This window comes from Pseudomonas sp. M1 (genome assembly GCF_022760135.1).
In the GTDB taxonomy this organism is placed as follows: domain Bacteria; phylum Pseudomonadota; class Gammaproteobacteria; order Pseudomonadales; family Pseudomonadaceae; genus Pseudomonas; species Pseudomonas citronellolis.
Map to the genome: position 1 here is coordinate 3,179,641 of NZ_CP094343.1, position 15,440 is coordinate 3,195,080.

General features: G+C 66.5%; 2 protein-coding genes. One reads left to right on the forward strand and one right to left on the reverse strand.

Features of this window, described 5'->3' with window-relative positions; all coding sequences use genetic code 11:
• Positions 1-46: 46 nt before the first annotated feature.
• Entirely contained in the window at positions 47-13,729 is a 13,683-nt protein-coding gene (locus tag PM1_RS14325) for a retention module-containing protein (protein ID WP_024128756.1), read from the reverse strand.
• Positions 13,730-14,078: 349 nt separating this feature from the next.
• On the opposite strand from PM1_RS14325, the gene PM1_RS14330 reads away from it, so the two are divergent.
• The gene (locus PM1_RS14330; RefSeq protein WP_009622251.1) at positions 14,079-15,428 is read left to right on the forward strand and encodes a TolC family outer membrane protein; all 1,350 of its coding nucleotides are present in this window, start codon (positions 14,079-14,081) and stop codon (positions 15,426-15,428) included.
• Positions 15,429-15,440 lie beyond the last annotated feature (12 nt).

Genomic DNA, 15,440 nt, shown 5'->3' on the forward strand with positions numbered 1-15,440 from the left:
TGTTCGGGATACCTGGCGACGCCCCGTGGGGCGCCGCCAGGCGGGCTCAGTGGTGCTCGGTCTTCACCAGCGGGTCGGCGCCGGCCACCAGCGACTTGACGATGTCCGCCGAGGTCGCGCCGTAGGTCTTGAGGTCGACGCCGGTGAGCTTGATGGTCACGTCGGGCGAGCTGTTCACCTGGCCGGTGGTGCTGATCTGCAGGGTCGAGGTCGCGGTGTCCACCTTCAGGTAGCTGAGGATGTCGTTGTGCGCGGCATCCGGCAGCAGGTCCACCAGGTCGATGCGGTCGCCGTCGGTGGGCTTGAAGTCGGTGATGGTGTCGTTGCCGGTGTCGCCGGCGCGCCAGATGAAGGTGTCGGCGCCGTCGCCGCCGGTCAGGGTGTCGTCGCCCTTGCCGCCGACCAGCAGGTCGTTGCCTTTGCCTCCGTCGAGGGTGTCGTTGCCCAGGCCGCCATACAGGGTGTCGTTGCCGGTACCGCCATTGAGGATGCTGTTGCCCGCGCCACCGTAGAGGATGTCGTGGCCGTCGCCGCCGTTAAGGGTGTCGGTGGTGCTATTGCTGCTGTTGGTGCCGTAGCCGTGCAGCAGGTCGTTGCCGCTGCTGTTGGTCGAGGCCACCGTGACGCTCAGCGTTTGCGTAGCGCTGGCCGTGCTGCCGTCGGACTCGGTGGCGATGGCGGTGACGCCCAGTGTCAGGGTGCCGTTGTAGCCGCTGGCCGGCAGCAGTTGCAGGTCGTGCAGCTGCGCCTGGGTGAAGCTCCAGCTGCCGTCGGCGTTGTGGGTGCCGCTGGTGAAGGTGGCGTCGTTTGGTACGCCGGTGATCTTCACCGCGAGGCTTTCCGAGCCGTCGGTATCGCTCAGGGCCGCGTTGATGCCGACGTTGATCGGCGCACCGTAGGTCTTGCCGCCCAGGGTGAAGGTGGGGGCGTCGAGGTTCAGGCTGGAGTCCTTGTTGGCGTCGCCGCCGTTGAGCACCAGCCAGTCGAAGTGATAGTTGCCACTGCTGGTGGCGGTGTAGCTCTGTACGCCACTACCGTTGCCCTTGGCACTGGGATTGCCACTATTGTTGACGTTGGCGCCTAACTGCTCCGATGAACTCACCTGGATCAGTTGACGGGCACCGGTGGGGTCGGTGACCACCAGAGCGACCACATCATTGAAACCTCTGCTGATTTCATCGGTGTCGTTTTCGCCGTTGATGAATTTCCAAGAGAAGTTGACTGTGGTGCCGGCCTTGAGCGTGTAATCCGAGCTGGTCAGCGAGCCGTCGATGACGTCGACGTTAGCGTTATGGGTGAGGGCGCCGCTCGGCGGGTTGATTCCGTCCAGGGCACCCGACTTCAGGCCGGTCTCGGTTTCCAGGTTGGCCTGGGTGATGGCCTGGTTGGTGGTGATGCTGGTGGCGCCGGGGTTGAGCGCGAAGATGCTGCCGCTATTGAGCAGCGGCACGTCGGCCACCGGCGTGACGCTGAGCGCCACCGTGGAGCTGGCGGTGCCGCCGTGGCCATCGCTGATGGTGTAGGTGATGCTGTCGCTGCCGCTGAAGTTGGCCTTGGGCGTGTAGGTCAGGGTGCCGTCGGTGTTGATCGTCACGCTGCCGTTGCTGGCGGAGGCGCTGGTGACGCTCAGGGCGTCGCCATCGACGTCGCTGTCGTTGGCCAGCACGTTGAGGGTGACGGGCTTGTCTTCCTGGGTCGAGGCGTTGTCGGGCTTGGCCACCGGCGCATCGTTCACCGCGTTGATGCCGACGGTCACGCTGGCGGTGGAGGTGCCGCCGTGGCCGTCGCTGACGGTGTAGGTGAAGCTGCCGGTGCCGTTGACGTCCTTGGCCGGGGTGAAGACGACGTTGCCGTTCTCCAGCTTCACCGTGCCGTTGACCGCGCCCTGCACGCTGAGGATGGACAGGCTGTCGCCGTCGATGTCGCTGTCGTTGCCCAGCAGGGTATTGGCGGCGATGGTCAGGGCGGTGTCTTCGTTGGTCACCAGTTCGGCCAGGGGGTGGCTGAGGCTGCTGCCGCCGAGCACGCTGTGGCTGCCGCCGGCGGGGGCCAGCTCGACCTTCAGCTGGGCGTTGCCGCCCTGGTCCCAGTAGAGGATCTCGATCTGGTGGTTGCCGCCCTGGGCGACGGTGAAGACCGGCGACACCAATGTATTGGCGCTCTGGTTGGCATCGACCTTGGCTACTTCCACACCGTCGATGCGGATGCTGTAGCCGTCGTCCGCCGTCACCTTGAACGTGTAGTTGCCAGCGGCGAGGTTGACCAGCCCGGTGAGCTGGACGATGGCGTCGGAGGTGTTGGCCGGGTCGGTGCTCAGCGAGGCGGCGTCGCTGCCGAGGAACTTCTGCAACTGCTTGTCGCCGCCCAGGTTATTGCTTACGCCATTACCGTAGTCCAGTGCGGTAGCGGTGAAAGTCGCGCTGGGGGTGTTCTTGGCGATGAACGCGCTGACCATGCTCAGGCTGGTCAGGTTGTTGCCATCAGTGTTTTCCCGATAGCCCCAGTAGTTGCCCTGCAGGCCGCCGACCAGGTAGTGGTCGTTGACCGCCACGGGGTCGTCGTTGACCGGGGTGACGTTGACGGTGAGCTTGTTCGGCGTGCTGTCGAAGGCGCCGTTGCTGTCCTTCACCGAGAAGGTGAAGCTGGCGTAGTTGTTGCCATTGGCGTTGGCCGCCGGGGTGAAGGCCAGCTTGCCCAGGTCGGCCGCGGCGATCACCTGGCCCTGGGTGACGGCGACGCCGTTGAAGGTCAGGCTGCCGGCGCCCGGCAGGCTGTCGATGCGCACCGCGCCGAGGGCGTCGTTGTGGTCGACGTCGTTGAAGCCGAAATCGAGGGCGCTGAAGCTGCGGCTGCTGTCTTCATTCAGCGTGATGGTGCCGTCGCTGCCGGTGGGCGCGTCGTTGGCGCCGGTCACGGTGATGGTCACGGTGGCCGGGGCACTGGTGGCGCCGGCGCTGTCCTTGGCGGTGTAGGTGAAGCTGACCTGGCGGCTTTCGCCCGGGGCCAGGCTGTCGAAGTCGCTGCCCGGGTTGAATACGTAGCTGCCGTTGGCGTTGAAGGTCAGGTTACCGTTGCCGGTGCCCGGGCCGCTGACCAGGGCGTAGCCATTGGGGTTGACCGGGCTGTCGATGTCGCTGGCGGCCGGCACCTGGTCGCTGAGCACGCTGTTCTCGCCGGTGGTCTTGCTGTCGCTGGCGGCCACGGGGGCATCGTTGACCGGGGTGACGGTGATCGTCACCAGTTGCTCGGCCAGGCCACCCTGGCCGTCGCTGACGGTGACGGTGAAGCTGTCGGTGCCGTTATAGTTGGCCAGCGGGGTGTAGCTGTAGCTGCCGTCGCCGTTGACCACCACGCTGCCATGGGCCGGAGCGCTGCCGTTCTTCAGGGCGTAGGACAGGTCGTCGCCGTCGACGTCGCTGGCGCCGAGCTGGCCGTGGAGCACGTCGTCTTCCGCGATGCTCTGGCTGGCCGGGCTGGTGAATACCGGGGCGTCGTTGACCGGGGTGACGGTGACCGTCACCAGTTGCTCGGCCTCGCCGCCATGACCGTCGCTGACTGTGACGACGAAGCTGTCCGGGCCGTTGTAGTCGGCCGCCGGGGTGTAGCTGTAGCTGCCGTCGTCGTTGACCACCACGCTGCCATGGGCTGGGTTGCCGCCGTTCTTCAGGGCGTAGGTCAGGTTGTCGCCGTCGATGTCGCTGGCGCCGAGCTGGCCGTGCAGCACGCTGTCTTCCAAGGTGCTCTGGCTGGCGGCGCTGGTGAATACCGGGGCGTCGTTGACCGGATGGACCTGCACCGTCAGCGTCTGGCTGCTGGTGGCCTGGTCGCCGTTGGCCGTTTCGCTGGCGGTGGCACTGACCTGCAACTGGAAGCTGCCGTTGAAGTCCTGCGGCGGGGTGATGGTGAGTTTGCCCAGGTCCCAGCCGGTGACGTCGACGCTGGTCTTGCCGGCCCCGGCGGTGAAGCTGAGGGTGCCGTCGCTGAGGACCGCGCCGAGCGGGATCGAACCGATGCTGACCTTGAGGGTTTCCGAGCCGTCGGTATCGACCAGCGCGGCGTTGACCTTCGACAGCGGAATGCTGCTGTCCTCGCGGCCTTCGTTCAGCCCGTAGACCTGGTAGTAGCCCTGGCCGTTGCTGCCGGCCAGGTCCGCCAGGCGCTCGCCGGCGGCGGTGAGTTCGCTGCCGTCGTGGTAGAGCAGGGCGCTGCCAGTGCCGAGGGTCTGCGCCGGGCTGCCGTTGTCGGAAAGCGTCAGGCTGTAGTTGCCCGGGCCGCTCTGGTTGTGCTGGTAGAGCGCCAGGGTGTAGTAGCCGCTCTCGCTGGGGGTGAAGGTGCCGCTGAACTTGCCGCTGGAGCCGCTCCAGGTGGCTTCGGCGACCTTGGTGCCGCCGACCACCAGGCGGATGCTGTCGTCGCCGACGCCGGCGAAGGTATAGGTGTGGCCGGCCTCGAGGAAGATCAGGCCGCTGACCTTGGTGGCGGTGCCTGCACTGACGCTGCCGTTGCTCACGCTGTTGGTGGAGGACGTGCTGGCCGGCGCGCCGGCGGCGTCGATGACGCTCTGCAGGGTGTCCGGGTTGATGCCGTTGCCGTTGCTGCCCAGGGCCAGGCCGGTCCAGGTCTGCACGGTGAGGCCGGTGGACGCCGGATGACCGCTGGAGGCGTCGAGGCTGAGCAGCGGTGCGTCGGCCACCGGGGTGATGCCGACGGTCACGCTGGCGCTGCTGGTGCCGCCATCGCCGTCGCTGATCGTATAGACGATGGTGTCGCTGCCGCCGTAGTTGGCGTCCGGGGTGTAGGTCAGGGTGCCGTCCTGGTTGATGGTCACGCTGCCATGGCTGGCACTGGCGCCGGTGACGCTCAGGCTGCTGCTGTCGATGTCGGTGTCGTTGGCCAGCACGTCGATGGTGACGCTGTGGTCTTCATCGATCGTGGCGCTGTCATCGTGTGCGATGGGGGCATCGTTCACCGCCGTGACGGTGATGCTGACGACGGACTCGACGGTGCCGCCCTGGCCATCGCTGACCACCACGGTGAAGCTGTCGTTGCCGTTGTAGTCGTGGTCCGGGGTGTAGGTGTATTTGCCGTTGCTGGAGTCGAGTACCAGGGTGCCGTTCACCGGTCCGCTACTCGGCTTCAGGGTGTAGGTAAGGGCATCGCCATCGACGTCGCTGGCGACGACCTGGCCGGAAACCGGCGTGTCTTCCAGGGTGGTCTTGTTGGCGTTCTCGGCCACCGGCAGGTCGTTCGCCGAGTTCACGGTGATGTCCAGGGTCGAGCTGGCGCCGGTGTTGGTGGTGTAGGTGATCTGCGGCACGGCGCCGTGGTAGTTGGCGTCCGGGGTGAAGCTGTAGTGGCCGTTCGCATCGATCACTATGCTGCCGACGCCGACGATGGTGGTGCCGGTGCCGGCGGCGATGTTGCCGCTGAAGCCGGCGACGCTGTAGCTGCTTACGCTCAGCGTGTTGTCCACGTCGCTGTCGTTGTCCAGCACGTTGCCGGTCGCGCTGCCGTAGTCCTCGTCCATGCTCGCGACGTTCGGGAGCAGCACCGAGGGATCGTCCACCGGGGTGACGTCCAGGGTGAAGGTGTGCGAAGCGCCGTCGAAGGCGCCGGCGCTGTCCTGCACGCTGAAGCCGAAGCTGGCGTAGGGAGCGCCATTGTCGTTGGCGGCGGGGGTGAATGTCAGCTTGCCGAGGTCGGCGGCGGCGATCACCTGGCCCGGGACGACGGCGACGCCGTCGAAGGTCAGGCTGCCGGCGCCCGGCAGGCTGTCGATGCGCACGGCCTGCAGGTGCTGGCCGGCATCGGTGTCGTTGAAGGCGAAGTCGGCGGCGCTGAAGCTGTGGCTGCTGTCCTCGTCCAGGCTGGCGCTGCCATCGGCGCCCTGCGGCGGGGTGTTGCCGCCCACCTGCACGGTCAGGCTGCTGCTGGCGCTGGCGCCGTGGCTGTCGCTGATCTCGTAGTGGATCACCACGCTGCCGCTGACGTTCTCGGCGGGCACGAAGTTCAGGGTGCCGTCGGGGTTGATGCTGACGCTGCCCTGGCTGGGGTCGGCGAGCACGGCCTTGGTGACGCTGAGCGCATCGCCGTCGACGTCGCTGTCGTTGCCGAGCACGTCGATGCTCGGCAGCGCCACGTTGATCGGCGTCAGCGCCTGGTCGGCGTTGGCCACCGGCGCATCGTTGGTGCCGGTGATGGTCAGGGTCAGGGTGCTGCTGCCGGTGGCGCCGTGTTCATCGGTCACCGTGAAGCCGATCTGCAGCACTTTCACCTGGTTCGCGGCCAGGCTGTCGTAGGCCGCGTCCTTGGCATCGAAGACCCAACTGCCGTCGCTGTGCAGGGTGAAGCCGGCCGGCGCGGCGCCGTCGACGGAGTAGCTCAGCTGGGCGCCATGGTCGACGTCGCTGGCCTGCAGCTGGCCGGTGATCTCGCTGACCGGCTTGAGCTGGTCGACCAGGGCCTGATTGTTCGCGCCGTTGCTGGTGAGGGTCCAACCCGTGCCGTCTTGTACCGCCTGGCCGACCGAGCCGACGACGCTGGCTTGCGGCGGCAGGTTGCTCAGCACCAGGGTGGAGTCGACGGAGCTGTCGCCGCTGTCCGCCACGCCGATCACCAGGGTGTAGGTGCCCGGCTGGTCGAAGGTGTGGCTGAAGGTCTGCGGGCCCGAGGTGCCGTAGTCGCCCACCGCGGCGACGCTGCTCAGCAGGGTGACGACCTGGCCGTTGACCTGCACGAAGGCGAAGTCGTTGTAGGGCGCGTAGTCCTGGGTGGTGAAGGTCCAGTTGAAGCTGATGGCTTCGCCCGGCTGGGTGGTGGTGATGGTCAGCGTCAGCGCCGAACCATCGGTGGCGCCGGCGACGACGCTCGGCTGCAGGCTGCCGCCCTCCACGGCGCTGGCGCTGGCGGCCTGGGCCACCGGTGCATCGTTGCTGCCGACGATGTTGACGGTGACGCTGGACTGGGTGCCGTCCGCGCTCTGGACATTGAAGGTGTCGGTCAGGGTTTCGTTCAGCTTGAGCTCGTTGTAGGCCGAGTCGGCGGTGTAGCTCCAGGTGCCGTCGGCAGCCAGGCTGAAGTGGCCGTACTGGCCGGCGACGTTGGTTTGCTCGACGAAGGTAGCCGGGCTGTCGACATCGGTGACGGTCAGTTGGCCGCCGGTGCTGATCGGGGCGTTGGTCTCGTTGATGCTGACCTGGGCGCCGGTGATGACGGCGGCGTCGTTGGTGCCGTCGATGGTCACGCTGACGCTGGAGGTGGTGCCATCGGCGCTGGTAACGGTGAAGGTGTCGGTCAGCGACTGGCCGACGCTCAGCTCGTTGTAGGCCGAATCGGCGGTGTAGCTCCAGGTGCCGTCGGCAGCCAGGCTGAAGTGGCCGTACTGGCCGGCGACGTTGGTCTGCTCGACGAAGGTGGCCGGGCTGTCGACGTCGGTGACGGTCAGTTGGCCGCCGGTGCTGATCGGGTCGTTGGTCTCGTTGATGCTGACCTGGGCGCCGGTGATGACGGCGGCGTCGTTGGTGCCGGTAACCGTGATGGTGATGGTTTGCGGATCGCTCAGCGCGCCGCTGTCATCCTTGGCCTGGTAGGTGAAGGTGACGTCGCGGCTGACACCGGCCGGCAGGCTGTCGAAGTCGTGGCCCGGATCGAAGGTATAGCTGCCATCTCCGTGGAAGGTGAGCGTGCCATTGCCGGTACCGACATCGGTAGTCAGCTGGTAGCTGGCAATGGTGCCATCGACATCGCTGGCTGCCGGGACCTGGCCGTCGAGGATGGTGTTCTCTTCGGTCGTCGCACTGCCGGCCTGAGCGACCGGTGCGTCGTTGGTGCCGGTAACGGTAATGGTGATGGTTTGCGGGACGCTCAGCGCGCCGCTGTCATCCTTGGCCTGGTAGGTGAAGGTGACGTCGCGGCTGACACCGGCCGGCAGGCTGTCGAAGTCGTGGCCCGGATCGAAGGTATAGCCACCATTGGAGTTGAAGGTCAGCGTGCCGTTGCCGGTGCCGACATCGGTAGTCAGTTGGTAGCTGGCGATGGTGCCGTCGACATCGCTCGCGGCCGGGACCTGGCCGTTGAGTACGGTGTTTTCTCCGGTAGTCGCGCTACCGGCCTGAGCTACCGGTGCGTCGTTGGTGCCGGTAATGGTCAGCGTCAGGGTGCTGGAGCTGGTGGCGCCCTGATCGTCGGTGACGATCACCGGGATGCTGATGACCTGGGTTTCGTCATTGGCCAGGTGCTGGTAGGCCGGGTCCTTGCCATCGAAGGTCCAGCTGCCATCGGATTGCAGGGTGAAGCCGGCGGGCGCATTGCCGTCGATGCTGAAGGTCAGGACCGCACCGTCGTCGGTGTCGGTGGCCGTCAGTTGGCCGGTGCTCACCTGATCTTCGTCGGCCGCTGCGCTGGCAGCTTGGGCGACGGGGACATCGTTGGTTCCGGTGACGGTGATGGTCAGGGTGCTGCCACTGGTAGCGCCCTGGTCATCGGTGACGACCACCGGGATGCTGATGACCTGGGTTTCGCCTTTGGCGAGGTGCTGGTAGGCGGCATTGCTGGCGTCGAAGCTCCACTTGCCGTCCTGATCCAGGGTGAAGCCGGCGGGAAGCGGGCTGTCCGAGCCGAACTGCAGTTGGGTGCCCTGGTCGGCATCGGTGGCCTGCAACTGGCCGTTGATCTGGCTGTCTTCGTTGACCGCCGCAGTGGCCGCCTGAGCTACCGGCACGTCATTGGTGCCGGTGACGGTAATGGTGATGGTCTGCGGAGCGCTCAGTGCGCCACTGTCATCCTGGGCTTGGTAGGTGAAGCTGACATCGCGACTGATACCGGCTGGCAGGCTGTCGAAGTCGTGGCCCGGATCGAAGGTATAGCCACCATTGGAGTTGAAGGTCAGCGTGCCGTTGCCGGTGCCGACATCGGTAGTCAGTTGGTAGCTGGCGATGGTGCCGTCGACATCGCTGGCGGCCGGGACCTGGCCGTTGAGTACGGTGTTTTCTCCGGTAGTCGCGCTACCGGCCTGAGCCACCGGTGCGTCGTTGGTGCCGGTGACCGTGATGGTGATGGTCTGCGGAGCGCTTAGTGCGCCGCTGTCATCCTTGGCCTGGTAGGTAAAGGTGACGTCGCGGCTGACACCGGCCGGCAGGCTGTCGAAGTCGTGGCCCGGATCGAAGCTATAGCCGCCATTGGAGTTGAAGGTCAGCGTGCCGTTGCCGGTGCCGACATCGGTAGTCAGTTGGTAACCGGCAATGGTGCCGTCGACATCGCTGGCCGCCGGGACTTGGCCATTGAGGATGGTGTTCTCTTCAGTCGCAGCGCTGTCAGCCTGAGCTACCGGCGCGTCATTGGTGCCAGTGACGGTAATAGTCAGAGTGCTGCCACTGGTAGCGCCCTGGTCATCGGTGACGACTACCGGGATGCTGATGACCTGCGTCTGACCGGCCGCCAGGTGTTGGTAGGCGGCATTGCTGGCATCGAAGGTCCATTTGCCGTCCTGATCCAGGGTGAAGCCGGCGGGGAGAGGGCTGTCGGAGCCGAACTGCAGCTGGGCGCCTTGGTCCGCATCAGTGGCCTGCAGTTGGCCATCGATCTGACTGTCTTCGTTGACCGCGGCACTGGCGGCCTGGGCCACTGGCGCGTCGTTGGTACCGGTGATGGTAATGGTCAGGGTGCTGCCGCTGGTAGCGCCCTGGTCATCGGTGACGACCACCGGAATGCTGATGATCTGGGTTTCGCTCTCGGCCTGGTGCTGGTAGGCGGGATTGCTGGCGTCGAAGGTCCATTTGCCGTCCTGATCCAGCGTGAAGCCTGCGGGCAAGGGGCTGTCCGAGCTGAACTGCAGTTGGGCGCCTTGGTCTGCGTCGGTGGCCTGCAACTGGCCATTGATCTGGCTGTCTTCGTTGACGGCGGCATTGGCGGCCTGGGCCACCGGCGCATCGTTGGTGCCGGTCACGGTAATAGTGATGGTCTGCGGATCGCTCAGTGCGCCGCTGTCATCCTTGGCCTGGTAGGTAAAGGTGACGTCACGGCTGACACCAGCCGGCAGGCTGTCGAAGTCGTGGCCCGGATCGAAGCTATAGCCGCCATTGGGATTGAAGGTCAGCGTGCCGTTGCCGGTGCCGACACCACTGGCCAACTGGTAACCGGCAATGGTGCCGTCGACGTCGCTGGCGGCCGGGACTTGGCCATTGAGGATGGTGTTTTCTTCGGTCGTGGCGCTGCCAGCCTGGGCGACCGGTGCGTCATTGGTCCCGGTGACGGTAATGGTCAGGGTGCTGGAGCTGATAGCTCCATGGTCATCGGTGACGATGACCGGGATGTTGATTACTTGCGTCTCACCATCTGCCAGATGTTGATAGGCCGGGTCCTTGCCGTCGAAGGTCCAGCTGCCATTGGATTGCAGGGTGAAGCCGGCGGGTAGGGGGCTGTCCGAGCCGAATTGCAACTGGGCCCCCTGGTCGGCATCAGTGGCCTGCAGTTGGCCATCGATCTGGCTGTCTTCGTTGACCGCGGCACTGGCGGCCTGGGCCACCGGTGCGTCGTTGGTGCCGGTAATGGTCAGCGTCAGAGTGCTGGTGTTGGTGGCGCCATACTCGTCGGTAACGATCACCGGAATGCTGATGACTTGGGCCTCTCCATCGGCCAGATGCTGGTACGCCGGGTTCTTGCCGTCGAACGACCAATTGCCATCGGTTTTCAGGGTGAAGCCGGCCGGTGCATTGCCGTCGATGCTGAAGGTCAGGACCGCGCCGTCGTCGGCGTCGCTGGCCGTCAGTTGCCCGGTGCTCACCTGGTCTTCATCGACTGCAGCGCTCGCAGCCTGGGCCACTGGTACGTCATTGGTGCCAGTGACGGTGATGGTCAGGGTGCTGCCACTGGTAGCCCCCTGATCATCGGTGACGACCACCGGAACGCTGATGATCTGCGTCTGACCGGCAGCCAGGTGCTGATAGGCGGCATCGCTGGCGTCGAAGCTCCACTTGCCGTCCTGATCCAGCGTGAAGCCGGCGGGGAGGGGGCTGTCGGAGCCGAATTGCAGCTGGGCGCCCTGGTCGGCGTCGCTGGCCTGCAGTTGGCCGTTGATCTGACTGTCTTCGTTGACGGCGGCAGTGGCAGCCTGGGCCACCGGTGCATCGTTGCTGCCGGTCACGGTGATGGTGATGGCCTGCGGATCGCTCAGTGCGCCGCTGTCGTCCTGGGCCTGGTAGGTGAAGGTGATGTCACGACTGACACCCGCCGGCAGGCTGTCGAAGTCGTGGCCCGGATCGAAGGTATAGCTGCCATTGGGGTTGAAGGTCAGTGTGCCGTTGCCGGTGCCGACATCGGTGGCCAACTGGTAGCTGGCAATGGTGCCGTCCACATCGCTCGCAGCCGGAACCTGGCCATTCAGTACATCGTTCTCGGCGGTAGTCGCGCTGCCCGCCTGGGCCACGGGCGCATCATTGGTGCCGGTCACCGTGATGCTCAGGGTGCTGGAGCTGGTGGCGCCATGCTCGTCGGTGACGAGTACCGGCACGCTGATGACCTGGGTTTCGCCATCGGCCAGGTGCTGGTAGGCCAAGTCCTTGCCATCGAACGTCCAGCTGCCGTCGGCTTTCAGGGTGAAGCCGGCCGGTGCGTTGCCGTCGACGCTGAAGGTCAGGACCGCGCCGTCATCGGCGTCGGTGGCCCTCAGTTGGCCGGTGCTCACCTGATCTTCGTCGGCCGCTGCGCTGGATGCCTGCGCTATCGGCGCATCATTGATGCCGGTGAGGGTGATGGTCAGGGTGTTGCCGGCGACTGCGCCCTGGTCGTCGGTGACCAGGTAGGGAATGCTGATGACCTGCGTCTGGCCTTCGGCAAGGTGCTGATAGGCAGCATCGCTGGCGTCGAAGGTCCACTTGCCGTCCTGATCCAGCGTGAAGCCGGCGGGGAGGGGGCTGTCGGAGCCGAACTGCAGTTGCGCCCCTTGGTCGGCATCGCTGGCCTGCAGCTGGCCACTGATCTGGCTGTCTTCATTGACCGTGGCACTGGCAGCTTGGGCGACCGGCGCATCGTTGCTGCCGGTGACGGTAATGGTGATGGTCTGCGGATCGCTCAGCGCACCGCTGTCATCCTTGGCCTGGTAGGTGAAGGTGACGTCACGGCTGACACCAGCCGGCAGGCTGTCGAAATCCTGGCCCGGATCGAAGCGATAGCTACCGTCGCTGTTGAAGGTCAGCGTGCCGTTGCCAGTACCGACACCATTGGCCAGTTGGTAACCGGCAATGCTGCCGTCGACATCGCTAGCAGCCGGAACCTGGCCATTCAGCACATCGTTCTCGGCGGTAGTCGCGCTGCCCGCCTGGGCAACCGGCGCGTCATTGGTGCCGGTGACGGTAATGGTCAGGGTGCTGGAGCTGCTGGCGCCCTGGTCGTCGGTGACTACCACCGGGACGACGATCACCTGGGTCTGGCCTTCGCCCAGGTGCTGATAGGCCGGGTCCTTGCCGTCGAAGCTCCAGTTGCCGTCGGGCTGCAGGGTGAAACCGGCGGGAGCTTTGCCGTCCACAGTGAAGATCAGGCTGCTGCCGGTGTCGGGGTCGCTGGCGGCGATCTGGCCGGTGAGCTGCCCGTCCTCGGTGGCCTGGGCCTGGGCGTTGCTGGCCTGCGGCGTGTCGTTGGCGCCCTGGATGTCGATCTCGATCACCCGGGTATCGCTGGCCCCGGACGGATCGCGGACGGTGACGGTGAAGCTGTCCTGCGGGTGCTGGCCGGCCGGCAGGGCGTTCACCGCGGCGGCGTCGACCACGTAGACGTAGCTGCCGTCGGGGTTGACCGTGAGCTGGCCGAAGGCGCCCTTGGCGCTGCCGCTCCAGGTCAGCTGGTCGCCGTCGACGTCGCTGGCCTGCAGCTGGCCCTTGATGTCGGCGAAGCTGTCGTTGGCCGCGGTGTCGACCAGGGTGGCGCCGTAGCTGCCGCGGGCCACCGGGGCGTCGTTGACTGCGCTCACGCCGATGTCGACGGTCAGGCTGCTGGACGCGCCGCGGTTGTCGGTGACCGTCACCACGAAGTTGTCGGCGCCGTTGTAATCGGGGTTGGGCAGGTACTGCCAGGTGCCGTCGGCATTGACGATCAGGCTGCCGTTGGCCGGGCCCCGGGCGAGGGAGTAGGTGAGGCTGTCGCCGTTCGGGTCGCGGGCCTGGAAGGCGCCTTGCAGCAGGGTGTCCTCGGCGGTGCTCAGCTGCAAGCCGGCGAGGGCGTTGCCCTGGTCGTCGACGAAGCTGGGCGCGAGGTTCGGCGCCTGCTCCTGCTGACGTTCGCCGTCGCCCTGGCCGGCAGCGCCCGGGCCGCTGGTGGTGTAGCCGATGCTCGGGTCGACGTGGCCGCCGGTTTCCTCCAGCAGCACGAAGCTGTGGCCGCCGCCGGCCGGGCCGCTGCCACCGGCGCCGGCGCTCGGGCCGGCCGCGGTGGGGGCGAGGGTCTGGGTCGGGTCGGCGCCGGCGGCGATGGCCTTCTGCAGCTCCTCGGTGCTGGCCGTGACGGCGGGCTGGGCCGGCGCATGGGGTGCCAGTTCGCTGGCGCTCAGCTGGCTGTCGCGGCCCAGGTCGAGCACGCGGCCGTCGGGCAATTGCAGGGCCACCGCGCCGGCGTCGCCGGTCTGCACCAGGTCGCCCAGGAACAGGCGGTCGCCCTCGACCAGCACCCTGCGCTGCCCCTCGGCGGATACCGCCAGCACTTGCCCGATGACGCTTTTCACCACTGCGACGACGCTGCTCATTGCACTTCTCCCCTGAGGCGGATGCTGGCGTGCCGGCCGGGTCGCGGCCGTGATTGCGGCGCGCCAGGTGGCATTCCCTTGTCGATTGGAGCTGTAAAACTGGCGTCAACTAATTGGCTTAATGAGTTTTCGCGATTAGGTTTATGCCAATCTATTGACCATTTCCGAGGCATCCTAAACAATTGGCAAAACGATGTCACTGTGATGTCAAAGAGCCCCGCGAAAAAATTTCCAACGGGGTTCCGGGCGCCAGTGACCTCCTCACGTGCAGCGCATTCGCCGGTCCTCCGATGCCACCCCTGGGTACACGAATCGCTGTCCATATCCCTGCGATAAGGATGTTCAAACCATGCGTTTGCGTTTCGTGCCTCTGTTGCCTCTCGCGTTCTATTGCGCGGCCCCGGTCCATGCCACCACCCTGAACGAAGCCATGCAGCGCGCCATGGACGTGCACCCGGAGATCCAGGCCGGGGTGAACAGCCGCCTGGCCGCCGACCAGCAGCTGCGCGCCGCCCAGGGCGGCTACCTGCCTTCGGTCGACCTCACCGCCGGCTATGGCCGCGAGGGCGCCGACAACCCCACCACCCGCGGCGAGGGCGACCACTGGCGGACCATGAACCGCGGCGAGTCGGCGCTGAGCCTGCGGCAGATGGTGTTCGACGGCTTCGCCACCTCCAGCGAGGTGGGCCGCCAGAAGGCCACGGTGAATTCCCGCGCCTATGCGCTGCTGGGCACCGCCGAGCGCACCGGGCTGGAAGTGGCGCAGGTCTACACCGACGTGCTGCGCCGCCAGGAGATGGTCCGCCTGGCCGAGGAGAACCTGAAGAGCCACCAGCGCATCTACGACCAGATCAGCCTGCGCAGCGCCCGCGGCGTCGGCCGCCTGGCCGACCAGGACCAGGCCGAGGCGCGCCTGGCCCAGGCGCGCAACAACCTGCTCACCGAGCAGACCAACCTGGCCGATGCGCGCACCAACTACCTGAGCGTGGTCGGCGCCGAGCCGCTGGAGCTGAGCGAGCCGGCCGGTCTGCCGGGCCTGCTGCCGCAGGACCTGCAGGACGCGCGCCGGCAGTTGCTGGAGAACAGCCCGATCCTGCGTTCGGCCGAGTCCGACGTGGCCGCCGCCGAGAAGCAGTACGAAGCGGCCAAGGCGCCGTTCTACCCGCGCTTCGACGCCGAGCTGTCGCGCAATGCCGACAACAACCTCTCCGGCGACCCGGGCCACAACAACGATTGGCAGGCCATGCTGCGCATGCGCTACAACCTGTTCGCCGGCGGCAGCAACAAGGCCGAGCTGCAATCCAAGTCGTACCTGGCCAACCAGGCCCTGGACGTGCGCAACAACGCCCTGCGCCAGCTCAACGAGGAACTCGGCCTGGCCTGGAACGCCCTGGCCAACGCCCGCGATCAGCTGCCCATCGCCCGCCAGTACGTGGATTACAGCAGCCGCGTGCGCGAGGCCTACCAGAAGCAGTTCAGCATCGGCGAACGCACCCTGCTGGACCTGCTGGACAGCGAGAACGAACTGTTCAACGCCTCGCGCCGCCTGGTCGACCTGCGCTACACCGAGCTGTTCACCCAGTACCGGGTGAAGGCCACCCTGGGCGAACTGCTCAAGAGCCAGGGCGTGGTCGCGCCCCTGGCCAGCGTCGCCAGCGAAGACGTCAAACCCCAGGTGCAGCTGCCCGGCCTCAACTGAGCCGGCCGCGCG